This is a genomic window from Rhodobacter sp. 24-YEA-8 (genome assembly GCF_900105075.1).
In the GTDB taxonomy this organism is placed as follows: Bacteria; Pseudomonadota; Alphaproteobacteria; order Rhodobacterales; family Rhodobacteraceae; genus Pseudogemmobacter.
Genome location: NZ_FNSK01000006.1, coordinates 1 through 15,595 on the forward strand (window position 1 = coordinate 1; position 15,595 = coordinate 15,595).

A 15,595-nucleotide genomic window follows, 5' to 3' on the forward strand; every position below is an offset into this window, starting at 1 on the left:
CGCGGCCTGTGTCGATGAGCCTGCCTGATCAAGCCGCATCACCGAAACCGCGCCGACACTCAGCTTCGGGGTGATCAGGAAAATCACCGCCGACAGTGTCACCATCCCGCGCATGAACAGGAAGAAGAACACCGAAATCAGCGTTGGCACCATGATCGGAATGATCGCATCGCGCAGGTTGGCCCAGACACCGCCACCGATCGTGGTCACGGTTTCCTCAAGCTGTCGCGGCACATTGCGCACGCCCGTTACCATCGTCAGGAACCCCTGCGAGTGGTAATGGTAGAAGTTGCAAAATGCGATCAGCAGGGCCGAGCCGTAAAGAATGCCGGGAAAGACCGGCTTCACATTGAAGGACAGCACGTAGGAAAGCCCCAGCACCAGACCGGGCACGCCAACCGGAATGATCGCCAGCAGATAGACAAGCCTTGCCGGGCCGCGCGACATCTTGCGTTGCGCCAGAACCAGGGCGAACAACATCAGGGTGCCAAACGTCGCGGTGATCAGCGAGGCATAAAGTGAGGTCCAGAGCGGATCATAGCCGCCATGGGTGGTGATATTATAGTTCTTCAGCGTCAGGCTCATTTTATAGGGCCAGAGCTGCACAAAGCTTGCGAAGATCACCACGGCGACAATCGCGATCAGGAAAAGCGCGGTCAGGTAGCTGGCGGCCCAAAGCGGAATATCGCGCGGCGCCCAGCGGTCGGGCTCGACCGGGATCGCGCCTTCCTGGGTGCCGCCGCGCTGTGCGGCGACTTTTTCAAGATAAAAGGCCAGCAAAGTGGGGATCAGCAGCAGGATCCCGACCACCGCCCCCATGTTGAAATTCATCTGGCCGACGACCTGAGCGTAAATCTCGGATGCCAGCACCCGGTAATTGCCGCCGATCACCGCCGCATTGCCGAAATCGGTGATGGTCACGGTGAAACAGACAAAACCCGCGCTCAGAAGGCCGAACCGCAGCGATGGCAGCGTGATATCGACAAAACGCCGCCAGGGCGAGGCGCCCAGCACCAGCGCCGCATCATACTGGCGCCGGTCGGCATAGCGCAGCGCGACCGCAAGGATCATTACGGCCTGGGGCAAAGCATACATCGAATTGGCGATCACCAGGCCGGGCAGACCGTAGATCTGCATTTGCATCCCGGTCAGATAATTCAGCAGGCCATTGCGGCCAAACATGAAGATCAGACCAAGCGCCTGTACCAGCGAGGGCGCCAGCAGTGGCAGGATCAGTGCCAGCGAGACCAGCCAGCGCAGCGGTATCCTGCTGCGGCTCATCGCATAGGCGATCACAAGGCCAAGGCTGACACAGATCAGCGCGGTCAGACCGCTCATCACCATCGAATTCCACACCACGCGCCAGAGGTGATCAAGCGCGAGGATCTCGCGGTAATTGCCAAAGCCCACCGCCCCGTCGCGTTGCAACAGGCTGCGCCAGATCACAATCGCCAGCGGATAGAGGAAGAAAAGCGCCAGCCCCGCCAGCGGCACCAGCAGCACCACGCGCTGAAAAAGCCGCTCTTCAAACGGGGTATCCAGGCCGCGCGCGACGCGTTTACCTGCAATGCTCATGGCTGAACCCAGACACCGGCACCCGCCTGCAGGCTGAGGTCAACCGAAGCGCCTTCGCTGAAACCGGGCAGGCGGTGGGTTTCGGCCAGGATGGTTTCGCCCTGCCAGTCCACCTCGACGCGGCTGACATTGCCGAGGAAGGTGATCGACCGCACCCGGCCCGTGGCTGCCGCATCCTCGCGGATAAGCACATCTTCCGGACGCAGTGCGAAAAGGCTGTCGCCCTGGCCCTGGGGCGGCGTGACGCCGAACCCCGCCGCGCGCGCGGCGCTTAACAGGGTCGAACTGCCGACGAAATCTGCGACAAAGCGGGTCGCCGGCCGCGCGTAGATTTCCGCCGGAGAGCCGATCTGCTCGATCCGGCCCGCGCTCATGCAGACCACGCGGTCCGACATGGTCAGCGCCTCTTCCTGGTCATGGGTCACCATGATGGTCGGGATGCCAAGCCGCTTCTGCATCTGACGGATCTCGGTCCTGAGCCCGGCCCGTACCCGCGCATCCAGCGCCGAAAGCGGCTCGTCCAGCAGCAAAAGCGCCGGCTGAACTGCCAGGGCGCGCGCAATCGCCACCCTTTGCTGCTGCCCGCCGGAAAGCTGCCAGGGCAGGCGGTCGGCGAATTGTTCCAGTCTGACCAGCGCCAGAAGTTCTTCGACCCGCGCAGAGATCTCGGCCCGGGGGCGCTGCCGCAATTTCAGCCCATAGCCGATATTCTGCGCCGCAGTCATCTGCGGGAACAGCGAATAGGACTGGAAGACGATGCCGAAACCGCGATCCCGCGCCCCGATCGTGGCAAGATCGCGCCCGCCCAGGATCATCTCGCCGGTCTCAAAGCTTTCCAGCCCGGCGATCACCCGCAGAAGCGTGGTCTTGCCGCAGCCCGAAGGCCCGAGCAGACAAACGAATTCACTGTCGCCGACCGAGAGATCGATCTCGTTCAGCGCCTGAAATGTGCCATAGAACTTCGACAGCCCTCGGATGTCCAGGGTCATCATACCTCACTCAATACGGAGTTTCTGTGCAGCGGCAGCTGGTGAAGACGGGATGCGGAAAAGGCGCCGCATCCCACAGATCAGGCGTCTCAGCGCCCGACGGTCTCGCGCCATTTGGTGAGGATCGCGTCACGCGCCTCGCCCGAAGCTGCGAAATTCATCGGGAAAAGCACCGAGGAAAGATCTTCCGGCAGACCGGCTTTTTCCGCCTGGGGCGACCGCGGCACACCGGGAATGGTGACCAGATCCTTGCGCGCCGCATAGGCTTCGGCCGCGCCTTCTCCGAGCGTCCAGTCAAGGAAACGTTTGGCATCATCGGGATTTTTCGCCGAAGCCATCAGCCCGTTGGCCTCCAGCTCAAAGCCGGCGTAATCCGAGGGGATCACCATCTGGATCGGATAGCCCTCATCAATTCCCTGCATCGCCACGTAGGAAAGTGATGCCCCGATGGCGAATTCACCGGCCTGAGCCATGCGGCAGGGCCGCGAGCCAGAGGTGGTATATTGTGCCATATTCGGGTCGATATCCTTGATCAGCTGCCAGCCGGCCTCATCCCCCGCGCCCTGCAGGATCGCCGCGATCTGCAGATAGCCGGTGCCCGAAGAGGACGGATCAGGCATCACCACCTCGCCCTTATAGGCGGGGTTCTTCAGATCTTCCCAGGAGGTGGGGACCGGCGCGCCCAGCTGGGCCAGACGTTCGGTATTGACGCAGAAAGCGCCGACATAGCCCGTGGGCGCGAACCAGCGGCCATCCTTGTCGCGGAACTGCGCGCCAAGGGCATCTTCGCCTTTGGCGTCATAGCCCGCAAGCTGATCATAGATCGCCGGGTTAAGCATATTGGTGAGGGCAAAGCCCCAGATGACATCGGCCTGCGGATTGCCGGCCTCGGCGATCAGCCGCGCGCCAAGGTCGCCGGTCGAAAGCCGCAGCAGGTTGACGGTGACATCCGGCATATCGGCGGCTGCCCGCTCCAGGTAGGCAGCAATCTCGTCTTCTTCCAGCGCTGAATAGACCGTGATCTCGCCCGCCAGTGCCGGTAATGCCGCCACCCCGAGAGCAAGCCCGGCAAGAAGTGAAATAGTATTCTTCATAAGCCTTCTCCTGTTGATTGGTTTTATTTTTCAGAAACGGTAACGCAGGCTTGACGATGTGGCAATCTGTGCATTTGTGCTATATTGAGGTTTTTTAAAAATCATCATTCCAGCACGGGAGTTGTCCGGACATGGTTACAGACGCGCCAGGAAATCGGACAGTTCCGGCCGAAATGGCTGATTATGCGTTCAAAATCGCGACCGAGGCCGGAAGGCTGGGGATGCAATGGTTTCGCAAGCCGGTCGCAATTGACATCAAAGAAGACCAGAGCCCCGTCACCGAAGCAGATCGCGCGGTCGAGGCCTTTCTGCGCGAGAGACTGCGCGCGGCCTTTCCGGAACACGCAATTCTGGGCGAAGAATTCGGCCTGGAAGGCCAGTCCGGCGCTCCGACCTGGGTCGTCGATCCGATTGACGGCACTCGGAGCTTTATCACCGGCTGGCCGATCTGGGGCACCCTGATGGCGCTGACCACCGATGATCGCCCGCAGCTTGGCATCGTGCATATGCCGGCCCTTGGCGAAACCTGGGTCGCAAGCGCCGGCAATGGTTGTCGCTTTCACGGCGCTGACGGAACAAGCAGTGCCGCGCGCACCAGCAGCTGTGAAGACCTGGCCCAGGCGCGGTTCTACACTACATCTCCCGACTATTTCGACAGCAGCGAACGCTCGCATTACGAGGCGATCCGCGATGCGTCCCGGGTCCGGCGGTTCGGCGGAGACTGCTATGGATACGGCTTGCTTGCCTCGGGACATATCGACCTCATTGTCGAAAGCCGCCTGCAGCCTTATGATTTCCTTGCCATCGCGCCCGTGGTCACCGAGGCTGGCGGCGTCATCACTGACTGGCAGGGCAAACCATTGACCCCAGGCTCCGGCGAGCAGGTCATCGCTGCCGCAACGCCCGCATTGCACCGCGAAGCCCTGGCCTTTTTGAACAGCTAACAAAAGGTCTTCGCCCCATGTGGCAGGCAAAGCGTCATCAGCGGATCCGCGCCCTACTGGAAACTTTTGGTCAGGTCAGCATCGACAGGATCGTCACCGAACTTGGCGTCTCACGCGAGACGGTGCGGCGCGACCTGAAAGAGCTGGAAGAAGCGGGGGCCCTGCGGCGCGTTCATGGCGGTATCGTACCGTCACATGCCGAGAATGAAGCACCATATCCTGAACGGACCCGCCAGAATCTGCGCGAAAAGCGGGCGATTGCCGGGGCTTGCCTCGGGCTTGTCAGCCCCGGCCAGACCTTGCTGATCGATGCGGGCAGCACCACCGCCTGCCTTGCCGGGCAACTGGCCGGGCTGAGCGGCCTGCTGGTCTTCACCAATTCGGTCGAGGTCGCCAATCATCTGAGCACGGCCACATCGCGCGCGCGCCAGAATCGCGCCATTCTGTTTGGCGGCGATTTCATTTCTGCACCGGCCTCGACCTGTGGCATGACGACCCTTGCCGCAATCGCCAATGTGCGGGCCGATATCGCGTTTTCATCGCCCTATGGCCTGAGCGCGGCGGATGGCGCGACCAGCATGCTCGTTGAAGAGGCCGAGATCGCGCGGGCTGTCTTTGCCAGCGCCACGCGCCGGATCCTTTTGGCAGACGGATCGAAACTGGGGCGCTGCGGGCGCATCTCTTTTGCATCGGCCGGTGAACCCGACCATATCATCATGGACGCCGCCGCGCAGGAACATCCCCATTTCACGCTGCTGCAGGAAAAAAGCGGGAACCGCATCATTTGCGCGGGTGCAGAAACGCCGCAGTGACGCGCTGAAGGCCGATGCCCGTGCCGGTTGCGAGGGAACCTCTGCCAGGTCCGGGCGTTGCCGATATGATGCTTGCGGTGTGAGGGAAAATGTCCGAAAGCCCACTGCTGCGACCAGGTGAAACCTGCTGGAGGGTCGAGACCGCGCAGCGATTTGCCTTTGTCGTTGATGGCGCGGATTATTTCGTATCCCTGCGCAAGGCGCTTCTTCAGGCCCGGCATTCGATCATGCTGGTGGGCTGGGATTTCGACACCCGGATCACCTTTGGTGACAGCGGGGACGGGGGGCCCGAGCGGCTGGGGGATTTTATCCTCTGGCTGGCGGATCGGACGCCGTCGCTTGAGATCAGGCTGCTTCGCTGGGATACCGGTGCCTTCAGGGCGATGCTGCGCGGCAATACGATCTTCACCATTCTGCGCTGGAAGGCGCATCCCCGGATCACGCTGAAGCTTGATGCCAAGCATCCGCTGGCTGGATCGCATCACCAGAAGATCGTGGCGATCGACGACAGTATCGCCTTTGCGGGCGGCATTGATCTGACCATGCAGCGATGGGACACACGCGATCATCTTGATGATGATCCGCGCCGTGTCGGCCCGGGCGGACGGCCCACGGATCCCTGGCATGATGCGACCAGCGCCTTTGACGGGGACGCCGCGCGGGCCATCGGCGATCTGGCGCGGGCGCGCTGGCTGACTGCCACCGGGGAAAGCCTTGAACCCTGTTCGCAGTGTCACGACTGCTGGCCCGAAGGCCTGGCGACTTCATTCACAAAGATGCGGCTTGGTATTTCGCGGACCATCCCGAAGATGGACGGGCAGGAGCCGGTCCATGAGATCGAGGCCGCCTGGATCGATATGATCGCGCGGGCAAAGCGGATGATCTATGCCGAAAGCCAGTATTTCGCCTCGCGCAGGATCGCGCATGCCATTGCCGAACGGCTTGCAGAGGCGGACCCGCCGGAGATCGTTATCATCATGCCGCATACCGCCCATGGCTGGCTGGAACCGCTGGCGATGGACACTGCCCGCGCGAAGCTGGTCGAAGCGTTGCAGCGGATCGACCACCACGGCCGTCTGCGCATCTGGCATCCGCAGACCGCAGGCGGGCAGCCGATCTATGTCCATGCCAAGGTGATGGTTGTGGACGATCAGATCCTGCGGGTGGGATCTTCGAATTTCAACAACCGCTCGATGCGGCTCGACAGTGAATGCGATGTGATCCTCTCGGCGGATGAGGCGGGCAATGCGGATCTGAAGGATGAAATCGCGGCGCTGCGCAATGATCTGCTGGCCGAACATCTGGGCGTCACACCAGCAGAGGTTGCCGCCAGCCTGAAGGCGACCGGCTCGCTGATCGCCACGGTCGGGGCGCTGCGCGGACCAGGTCGCAGCCTCGTCCCGTATGAGGTTCCGGACCTCTCTGCCATCGGAGCATGGCTTGCCGAGAATGAGATCCTCGACCCGAACGGCCCGGACGAGATGTTCGAGAGCCCCTCAAAACGCGGGATCTTTAAAGGGTGGGAGCGGTTGAAAAGCCGCTTCCGCCGCCCGAAAAAGGGTCAGCGGTAGCTCCGTCCTTTCAGAAGCTCAATGATCAGCACCGATTTCTCTGCCTGGGTGCGCAGCGTGGGAGTGGTTATTCGCGTTTCGGCTCAGTTCAGGCGCCAGATCGCGATATTGAGCAGTGAAGCAAAGGCGACCCAGGCGATATAGGGCAGAAACAGGAGGGCTGAGACCGGCTCTCTCGTCCTGGCTCTCAGACTGAAGGCGATCAGCGTTGCGAGCAGGGCAAGGATGATGACCAATGCAAGCGCAATGTTCTGCAGCCCGAAAAAGGCGGGCGACCAGGCGAAGTTCAGCCCCAGCTGCAGGGCCCAGAGCCAGCGGAGCGGCTGATCCTGTATTCTGTCAAAGACCCTCCAGCCGACGATGCCGATCAAAACATAAAGAACGGTCCAGACCGGGCCGAAAACCTGGTTTGGTGGGTTGAAGCCGGGCTTTGCGAGGCTCTCATACCAGGCACCGGGGATGTTGAGCCAGCCAATCAACAACCCGGCCAGGACCACCGGCATGACGAATAAAAGAGGTCTCAGCATGGTTGGGGCTCTCCTTCGGGCTGTCCTGGTCGCGAGGCCATAAGGGCGCGGCCCGCGTTTAAATACACGGGCCGCAGCAGGCCGGGGCGGGGCAGGGAGAGGGAGGAGGCCGGGCCCCGGCCATCAGATGCCGAAAGAGGCGTCAGCGCCGGCGATCACTGGCGCAAAGTCCTGCCAGCACAAAGCCCGCTGCAACGCCCATCAGGCCAACGGAGGTCAGAACGGTTGCCGTTGTGCCGGGGTTTTCGCGCATGGCGCCGACCGTAAGACTGGCCTGTTCGCGAACTTGCGACGCGACCTGACGCGCACGGCCTTTGCCTTCCTCGAAGGCATCTTCCGCGTCATCCATCGCGTCTGACGCCCGCGACGCGAGAGATTTGCTCATTCTGGAAACTTCTTTCTTCAGATCGGTGATCTGCTTCTCCAGATTGGCGCGGATATCGTCTGCTGCCTCTGCCATAGTCAGCTCTCCTTTTAGAACAAGTAAACGAACTCACACCTGTCCAACGGTAAAGCGGCTCTCAGGTTCCCTGGGATGACGTCACGTTCATTAGGGGGTGATGGCGCGCCGTCGCAATATCGGCTGCAAGGTCTTCGGTCATCCGGGCCCGGGCCCCGGGGTCCTGCTGCCGGAGGACTGCCGATGGATGCCAGGTGATCAGCACCGGCCCGCCATGAAGGCCGGTTTCGATCTGCCCGCGCCGTGCGGTCATCGGAGCCTCGCTGCCGGTCAGGGCGAACGCCGCCGTGGCGCCAAGCGCCAGCACAAGATCTGGCCGGATAAAGCCCAGTTCCAGCCCGAGCCACCAGCGGCAGTGCAGGATTTCCTGCCGGTCCGGGTTTTGATGCAGGCGCTGTTTGCCGCGCGGGCTGAATTTGAAATGCTTTACCGCATTGGTAAGCCAGACCGAAGCCGGGTCGAGGCCTGCCGAGGCCATGCTCTGCCGCAAAAGCTGCCCGGTGGGGCCGATGAAGGGGCGCCCCTCCAGATCCTCGCGGTCGCCGGGCTGTTCGCCGACCAGCATCAGGCGGGCGGTCGCAGAGCCCTCTCCCCAGACAGTCTGAGTAGCCGCCTCGCACAAACCGCAGCGACGGCATTGCAGCGCCGCATGCTGCGCCGCCGCCAGCGTCTCTGGCAGATCCTGTGCGACGGGCATCGAGGCGCGGTAGCGGGTCGAAACAGCGGCGGCACCGGGGCGCGGTGCGCTGGCCGCAGCCTCGCGCATCCGCTGTACCCGCGCTTCCGCATCCTTCAGCATATCAGGGATCAGCCGCGTCTCGGGCAGGTTCTTCCAGTATTTCTTCGGCATCTCCGAACGCATTGCATCAAGTTTCACCCGTGCCGGGTTGAAGATATTGGCGAAATAGGTGGCCCAGAGGCTTTCTGACGCATCTTCGGGAAGATCGGGGCGCGCCCCGCCGGGATGAAAGGCAAGCTGCCCGGCCTCGAACCGGGCGGTCAGGCGCGGCGTGGCGATCATCCAGTCCATATCGGCAAAGCGTTTTGCGAAAAAGCTGCTGCCGGGTTCCAGCGTGTTATGCCCGGGCTCGAACCAGGCCGCAAAACGGCGCCTGCCTTCGGAGGGCAGTTCGCGAAACCGCACGAAAGCGTGCATCTTGTGGATGTCGCGGCCCACGGCCTTTGCCATCAGGTTCAGCCGCCGCCCCAGCGGATCGGTTTGCGACAGAGGGTCCCCCTCGCGCGCGTCCAGTCGCCAAAGCGCCTGATAGAGCAGGGCGAACCGCTCTGGCGCAGAATGCCAGATGACCGAGCCTGCCAGTTTCACGAATTGCTCGGGCACCCTTGCCTGATGCGGGCCGGGGCTGTCCGGCAGCGGATCGGCCGCGAAAAGCCCCGCCCCGCCGGTCCAGTCGATATCGCCTGGGGGGATGCGGTGGCTGATCGCAAGCCGTGCCGCCTGCCGCCAGGCCCCGAACTGCCCCTGTTCGGGCAGGGTGACGGCGAAGCTCATAAAAGCGACAGCTGCTCTGGCGGTGGCGCGAAACAGGCGCGCAGGCCGGCGCTGTCAGTCAGCCCGCCCGGCGACCAGCCCGGGGCCGTGATGAAGGGCCGCGCTTTTTTCATCAGAGCGCCCATCCGCACGAGATCCTCATAGCGTAAGCCGCGCGAGCGGCGCGCCGCCAGGATGCGGTCGACCGTACGGGTGCCAAAGCCCGGAACCCGCAACAGCATATCCTTTGCGGCCCGGTTCACATCCAGCGGGAAGAGCCCGCGATGCTGCAGCGCCCAGGCCAGTTTCGGGTCGATCTCCAGATCCAGATGCCCGGCAGTCGTGCCGGTCGCGATCTCTTCGGCGCTGAAGCCGTAAAAGCGCAAAAGCCAGTCTGCCTGATACAGCCGGTGTTCGCGCAACAGCGGCGGCTGGACCAGGGGCAGGGCCGATGACGCATCCGGGATCGGCGAGAAGGCCGAGTAATAGACCCGCCGCAGCTTGTAGCCGGTGTAAAGCCGGGTCGAGCTTTGCAGGATTGTCACATCATCGGTGCCATCTGCGCCGATGATCATCTGCGTCGACTGGCCGGCAGGGGCAAAGCGCGGCGGGCGCCTGCCGGTCAGGGTTTTCTCTTTCGCGGCCTCCCCCTCGATCCGCACCTGCGCCATGGCAGAGCGTATTGTCTCGGGGCGTTTTTCCGGAGCGAAGCGGCGCACCGAGGCATCGGCGGGCAATTCGACATTGATCGAGAGGCGGTCGGCATAAAGCCCTGCCTCGCGGATCAGATCCGGGCTGGCATCGGGAATGGTCTTCAGATGGATATAGCCCCTGAAACCGTGATCCTGGCGCAGGACCCGTGCGATGCGGGCCATATCCGCCATGGTCTGATCGGGCGAACGGATGATCCCCGAAGACAGGAACAGCCCTTCGATGTAATTGCGCCGGTAGAATTCCAGCGTGAGCGTGACGACCTCATCGACCGAAAACCGCGCGCGCTCGACATTCGAAGAGACGCGGTTGATGCAATAGGCGCAGTCGAAGATGCAGAAATTGGTCATCAGGATTTTTAAAAGGCTGATACAGCGCCCGTCCGGCGTGTAGGCGTGGCAGATGCCGGCGCCGCCCGAAGACCCGATGCCACCCTTGCGGGAATCGCGCTTCTCGCCTCCGCTGGAGGCGCAGGAGGCATCATATTTTGCCGCGTCCGAAAGGATCGCCAGCTTGTCCTGAAGGGGTCTTGCCATGCGCAGGACAATATATGTTCACTATATGTTCGTCAATTTCCTCTCTGCCTTATGAGCTGAAATGTGACTGGCGGCCCTGGAGAGCGACCGCCCTATCCGCCAGGTACCACAAATGGCCTTGCCGCACGCACCGCGCCGGGGATTTTTCCCGCCAGAGCTGAAAAATGCCCTTCCCGGGCCCTGCCCGCATGTAAAAAATTGCGTGGGGGGCCGCATTCCGATTGAATCGAGATGTTTCGTATATAAAATAAATTGCAGAACCGGCGCGGCATGACGCTGGAAGCGAACTGCAAACAGAGAGGAAGCCATGATGATGAGAGCTTGCGGCGATCCGGCCGGGGCGCGCGCTCCCTTTGGAAAGGTGGCCTCCTGGCAAGGAGGGCTCGTATGAGCACCCTGCTTTTGTTGCAGGTCATGAATGGCGTTCAGTTCGGGATCCTCCTCTTCCTCGTTGCTGCCGGCCTGACGCTGATCTTCGGGATCATGGATTTCATCAACCTGGCCCATGGCGCGCTGTACATGGTCGGGGCTTATCTGATGGCGACTTTCGCCGCGACGACCGGCAATTTCTGGCTCGGGCTGGCGCTGACCCTGCCGGCGATGCTGGTGGTCGGATTGTTGCTCGAACTCGGGATCTTCCGAAGACTCTATCAGCGACCGCATCTCGATCAGGTTCTGGCGACCTTCGCGCTGGTGCTGATCACCTCTGAGCTGGTCAAGATGATCTGGGGGGCGGCACCACTGAACGTCCCGATGCCCGAGAGCCTTTCGGGCTCGATGCCGCTGGCCGGGCCGATGCGCTTTCCGGTCTACCGGCTGGCGATTATCCTTGCGGGGCTCGGTCTCGCGCTTGGGCTCTGGTATGTGATCGGGCGCACAAGGCTCGGGATGCTGCTCAGGGCAGGCGCCTCGAACCGCAATATGGTCTCGGCACTTGGCATTGATATTTCACGTCTTTTCACCGTGGTCTTCGCCTTTGGCGCCATGCTGGCCGGCTTTGCAGGGGCCATTGTCTCGCCCATCCTCTCGGTCGATCCGGGGATGGGAGATTCGATCCTGATCCTCGCCTTCGTGGTGATCGTGATTGGCGGCGTCGGCTCGGTCCGGGGGGCCTTTATCGCCGCGCTGCTGGTCGGCATCATCGATACGGTCGGGCGGATTTTCGGGCCGATGCTTCTGAAAATGGCCTTTGATCCGGCGGTGGCCAATCAACTGGGCCGTACCCTTGCCCCCATGCTGGTCTATCTTCTGATGATCGCCATTCTCTGCTGGCGCCCGAACGGGCTTTTCGGTCGGAGCCATGCCAAATGACCCAGATCCCCTCGCAGATTACCCGCACCGGCGACCCGCGCATCCGCATCGCATTATGCATCTTCGTGGCCCTTGCCATCGTGCCGCCGCTCCTCAACCTTGCCGGGCTGGACTATTACACCTCGGTCGTCACTCGGATGATGATCTATGCCATCGCCGCGCTGTCACTGGATCTGATCCTGGGCTATGGCGCGCTGGTTTCCTTTGGCCATGCTGCCTTTTTCGGGATCGGCGCCTATGCGGCGCTGTTCCTGCAAACAAGGGGGATCACCGATTTCTTCCTGCATCTCGCGGGGGCAAGTCTTGCAGCCACAGCCTTCGCGCTGGTGACCGGGGCCATCGCTTTGCGCACCCGCGGGGTTTATTTTATCATGATTTCGCTGGCCTTCGGCCAGATGGCGTTCTTCTTCTTCATCTCGCTCTCGGCCTTTGGCGGCGATGACGGGATGAGCCTGCCGCGCGCCACCCTTTTCGGCCAGGACTTGCTGCGCAGTGAGATCACACTGTTCTATCTGGTCCTCGCAATCCTCGTGGTGATCTTCGGCTTTCTCTGCCGCCTGACCCGGTCGCGCTTTGGCAGGGTGCTGATCGGCACCCGCGAAGACAGCCTCAGGATGGAGGCGATCGGCTATCGGATCATGCCTTATCAGATGGTCGCCTATGTGATCTCGGCCGTGATCTGCGCCATCGCCGGGGTGCTGATCGCGAACCAGCTGCAATATGTCTCGCCAACGCTTTCAAGCTGGCAGCGTTCGGGCGAATTCATCATCATGGTCGTGCTGGGCGGCGTCGGAAACCTCGTCGGGGCGCTGGCCGGTGCCCTCCTGACCATCGGCCTCGAAGAGGCGCTCGCGCGGTTCTCGGAACACTGGAAGCTCTGGTTCGGTATCCTGCTTCTGGCGGTCGTTCTGTTCTCGCCCGGTGGCCTGACCCGCCTCGTGGAGCGCGTCGGCGGGCGCGTCAGCGGCAAGGGAGATGACAGATGAGCCAGCCCCTGCTTGAAGTCACGTCGCTGCGCAAATCCTTTGGCGCGCTTGCCGTCACCAATGACGTTTCGCTGAAGGTCTTTCCCGGTCAGATCCACGCGATCATCGGGCCGAACGGGGCAGGCAAGACCACGCTGATCTCGCAGCTTTCCGGCCAGCTTGCGCCCGACAGCGGCGAAGTGCGTTATGATGGCGAGACCATCACCCATCTCGACATGGCGGGGCGGGTGCGCCGCGGCCTTGCGCGGTCGTTTCAGCTGACGCGGATCCTGCCCGGGCTGTCGGTGCTGGAAAATGTCGCCATCGCGGTTCAGGCGCGGACGGGATCCTCCTTTCGCTTCTGGCAGGTTGCCGCCCAGGAACGCGCGCTGAATGACGAGGCCATGGCCTGCCTGACCGAGGTCGGGCTGGACGCCCAGGCCCAGCGGCCGGCCCGCACCCTGTCGCATGGCGAGAAACGCCAGCTTGAAATCGCGATTGCCCTGGCGACAAAGCCACGCCTTTTGCTGCTGGATGAACCCCTTGCCGGCACCGGCCCGGAAGAGGCCGAGATCCTCGTCGCGCTGATGCTCAGGCTGAAATCCCGCGTCACCATGATGCTGATCGAGCATGACATGAGCGCGGTGTTCCAGCTTGCCGACTGGATCTCGGTGCTGGTTTACGGCGAAATCGTCGCCGGCGGCACCGCCGAAGACATCCGCAATCACCCGAAGGTGCGCGAGGCTTACCTCGGCGAAGAAGAGGAGGGCACCTGATGCTGCTGGTCGAGGATCTCGAGGCCTCTTATGGCGACAGCAAGGTGCTCTTCGGCATGTCCCTGTCCATCAGCCAGGGCGAGGTCGTCACGCTTCTGGGCCGCAACGGCATGGGCAAGACCACGACGATCAACACGATCTTCGGCCTTGTAAAACCACGCGGGGGCCGGATCTCGGTGCATGGCCGTGACGTCGCCGGCCTGTCGCCGCACAGGATCGCGCGGATGGGGCTTGGGCTGGTGCCCGAGGGGCGGATGATCTTCCCTAATCTCACCGTCGCCGAAAACCTGATCGCCACCGCCCGTACCGGCGGAAAGAAGGGCAAATGGACGCTTGAGCGCGTCTGCGCACTTTTCCCGCGCCTGAAAGAGCGGGCGTCGAATATGGGCAACCAGCTCTCGGGCGGTGAACAGCAGATGCTGGCCATCGGGCGGGCGCTGATGACCAACCCGGATCTTGTGGTGCTGGACGAGGCGACCGAAGGGCTCGCGCCGCTGATCCGCGATCAGATCTGGGATTGCCTTGCAAAACTGAAAGCGGAAGGTGAGGCGATCCTTGTCATCGACAAGAATGTCGATGCGCTGACCCGCTTCGCTGACCGCCATTATGTCGTGGAAAAGGGCCGGGTCGTCTGGTCAGGAACCACGCAGGCGCTGAAAGACAGCCCCGGGATCAAGGATCGGTTTCTCAAGGTCTGAGGCGGGCCAGCACCCCGTAAGTCAGCGCTGCGCGTGGCGGCGGGACAGCTCGGATGGCGGCGCCCCGAAGCGGCGACGGAAATCAGTGGCGAAAGCGCCAAGATGGTTGAAGCCAAAGCGCAGTGCCAGATCGGTGATGCCATTTGGCGGACAAAGACCGGCCTCGATCTCGGCCCGCACGCGCTGCAGGCGCATCTCTTTCAGGGCTGCCAGCGGCGTGGTGCCGCGCTTGTCACGCATCAGCCGGTGCAGGCTGCGCACACTTGTCCCGACCGCCTGCGCTATCGCCGCCGGGTCGATCACCTGGTCAAGATGGCTGGCCATGAACGCCTCGGCACGCAAAAGCATTCTGTCACTTTGCGAGCTGGTGTTCGGCGACTGAACGGCCACAGCGCCGGGCTGAGGGGGCAGAGCCGCTTCTGCGGCGGCGCCCCAGGCCGCGCCGCGCCTGCCGCCCGCCGGCATATGGGCTTTCAACGCGCGGGCGATGGCGCCGATCAGGCTTTGCTCCAGGCCAAGCGCCAGCGGGCTGTCGCCCACCAGCACCCCGGATTCCAGTTCCGTCAGAAGATATTGCGCCAGCCGCCACAGCTGCGCACCTTCCGGCGTGGCAAGCGAAAGACTGCCCGAGGGCAGCGGCCCACAGGCCAGTGCCGTGATCTGCGGCGCGCTCAGATCGACGATGAGCATCCGGCTGTCCTGGGAGAAATCCAGATCCAGCGCGGTTGGCGCATCGACCACCTGGGCCTCAAGGCCCGAGCGGAAGCTCTCCTCTCCCCTTCGCCCGCTGCGCGCAAGGAAGGTGCCCCCGACGGGGATCTGCAACAGCGAAATGGCCCGGTCCGGCGCCACCCTGACCGAAGCGGGCGCGCCCAGGCGCACCGCCGTCAGCCCCAGTCCATTGACCCGCTGATGCAGGATCTCGGTCCGGTATCCGCGCCGCGCCTTGCCCCGCACCCGGCAGGGGCGCAAGAGATCAGACATCACCGCCTCGAATTCCTCGAGCGAGCTGCTGCGCTTCCACAAAGGGGGCGGCGACAGAGGCGGCAAGGGCGGCGGCGGCAAGGTGTGCATTAACGCGATCAACCGGGTCAGTGAGGGGCGGAATTTATTTCAGGCTTATAGTTTCAGACG

Annotated in this window: 15 protein-coding genes; 7 read left to right on the plus strand and 8 right to left on the minus strand. The window is 62.8% G+C overall.

Annotated features, from left to right (window positions below; all coding sequences use genetic code 11):
• From BLW25_RS22685 to BLW25_RS22695, 3 genes are all read right to left on the minus strand, one after another.
• Positions 1 to 1,575: ABC transporter permease subunit (locus tag BLW25_RS22685; protein WP_092904465.1), on the minus strand; the 1,575-nt coding region annotated here is incomplete at its 3' end.
• Complete coding sequence (locus BLW25_RS22690; protein ID WP_092904786.1) at positions 1,572 to 2,564, minus strand: ABC transporter ATP-binding protein; 993 nt, start codon at positions 2,562 to 2,564, stop codon at positions 1,572 to 1,574. The genes BLW25_RS22685 and BLW25_RS22690, both read right to left, overlap by 4 nt.
• Before the next feature lie 89 nt (positions 2,565 to 2,653).
• Positions 2,654 to 3,658, minus strand: a complete 1,005-nt coding sequence (locus tag BLW25_RS22695; protein WP_092904467.1) for an ABC transporter substrate-binding protein — start codon at positions 3,656 to 3,658, stop codon at positions 2,654 to 2,656.
• Positions 3,659 to 3,831: 173 nt separating this feature from the next.
• On the opposite strand from BLW25_RS22695, the gene hisN reads away from it, so the two are divergent.
• The 3 genes from hisN to BLW25_RS22710 all read left to right on the plus strand — a co-directional run bounded on the left by hisN (position 3,832) and on the right by BLW25_RS22710 (position 6,985).
• Entirely contained in the window at positions 3,832 to 4,602 is a 771-nt protein-coding gene (gene hisN / locus BLW25_RS22700; protein WP_216279498.1) for a histidinol-phosphatase, read from the plus strand.
• Between the two features lie 17 nt (positions 4,603 to 4,619).
• The gene (locus BLW25_RS22705; protein ID WP_092904470.1) at positions 4,620 to 5,414 is read left to right on the plus strand and encodes a DeoR/GlpR family DNA-binding transcription regulator; all 795 of its coding nucleotides are present in this window, start codon (positions 4,620 to 4,622) and stop codon (positions 5,412 to 5,414) included.
• An 89-nt stretch (positions 5,415 to 5,503) separates the two neighbouring features.
• A complete protein-coding gene (locus BLW25_RS22710; RefSeq protein WP_092904472.1) occupies positions 5,504 to 6,985 on the plus strand; it encodes a phospholipase D-like domain-containing protein in 1,482 nt (493 codons plus the stop codon).
• A gap of 83 nt (positions 6,986 to 7,068) precedes the next feature.
• Here BLW25_RS22710 and BLW25_RS22715 read toward each other — a convergent pair whose 3' ends face one another.
• The 4 genes from BLW25_RS22715 to BLW25_RS22730 all read right to left on the minus strand — a co-directional run bounded on the left by BLW25_RS22715 (position 7,069) and on the right by BLW25_RS22730 (position 10,711).
• A complete protein-coding gene (locus BLW25_RS22715) occupies positions 7,069 to 7,512 on the minus strand; it encodes a TspO/MBR family protein (RefSeq protein ID WP_092904474.1) in 444 nt (147 codons plus the stop codon).
• A 142-nt stretch (positions 7,513 to 7,654) separates the two neighbouring features.
• Positions 7,655 to 7,972, minus strand: coding sequence for a hypothetical protein (locus BLW25_RS22720; RefSeq protein WP_092904477.1), 318 nt, complete (start codon positions 7,970 to 7,972; stop codon positions 7,655 to 7,657).
• 61 nt (positions 7,973 to 8,033) lie between these two features.
• On the minus strand, positions 8,034 to 9,485 hold the full coding sequence (locus BLW25_RS22725) for a UdgX family uracil-DNA binding protein (protein WP_092904478.1): 1,452 nt from the start codon (positions 9,483 to 9,485) through the stop codon (positions 8,034 to 8,036).
• Positions 9,482 to 10,711: a putative DNA modification/repair radical SAM protein gene (locus BLW25_RS22730; RefSeq protein ID WP_092904480.1), complete on the minus strand. Its 1,230-nt coding sequence runs from the start codon at positions 10,709 to 10,711 to the stop codon at positions 9,482 to 9,484. The genes BLW25_RS22725 and BLW25_RS22730 overlap by 4 nt, the downstream gene beginning before the upstream one ends.
• A gap of 387 nt (positions 10,712 to 11,098) precedes the next feature.
• Here BLW25_RS22730 and BLW25_RS22735 point away from each other — a divergent pair, with 387 nt between their 5' ends.
• The 4 genes from BLW25_RS22735 to BLW25_RS22750 are packed head-to-tail and all read left to right on the plus strand — an operon-like array spanning position 11,099 to position 14,461.
• Positions 11,099 to 12,022 (plus strand): branched-chain amino acid ABC transporter permease, encoded by a 924-nt coding sequence (locus BLW25_RS22735; protein WP_092904482.1) that lies wholly within the window; start codon positions 11,099 to 11,101, stop codon positions 12,020 to 12,022.
• Positions 12,019 to 13,008 carry a branched-chain amino acid ABC transporter permease gene (locus BLW25_RS22740; RefSeq protein ID WP_092904484.1) on the plus strand — a complete coding sequence of 330 codons (990 nt, stop codon included), beginning with the start codon at positions 12,019 to 12,021 and terminating at the stop codon, positions 13,006 to 13,008. Before BLW25_RS22735 ends, BLW25_RS22740 begins: the two co-directional genes overlap by 4 nt.
• A complete protein-coding gene (locus BLW25_RS22745; RefSeq protein WP_092904486.1) occupies positions 13,005 to 13,763 on the plus strand; it encodes an ABC transporter ATP-binding protein in 759 nt (252 codons plus the stop codon). Before BLW25_RS22740 ends, BLW25_RS22745 begins: the two co-directional genes overlap by 4 nt.
• Positions 13,763 to 14,461 carry an ABC transporter ATP-binding protein gene (locus BLW25_RS22750; protein ID WP_092904488.1) on the plus strand — a complete coding sequence of 233 codons (699 nt, stop codon included), beginning with the start codon at positions 13,763 to 13,765 and terminating at the stop codon, positions 14,459 to 14,461. Before BLW25_RS22745 ends, BLW25_RS22750 begins: the two co-directional genes overlap by 1 nt.
• A 21-nt stretch (positions 14,462 to 14,482) precedes the next feature.
• Here BLW25_RS22750 and BLW25_RS22755 read toward each other — a convergent pair whose 3' ends face one another.
• A complete protein-coding gene (locus BLW25_RS22755) occupies positions 14,483 to 15,535 on the minus strand; it encodes an AraC family transcriptional regulator (RefSeq protein WP_092904490.1) in 1,053 nt (350 codons plus the stop codon).
• Positions 15,536 to 15,595 lie beyond the last annotated feature (60 nt).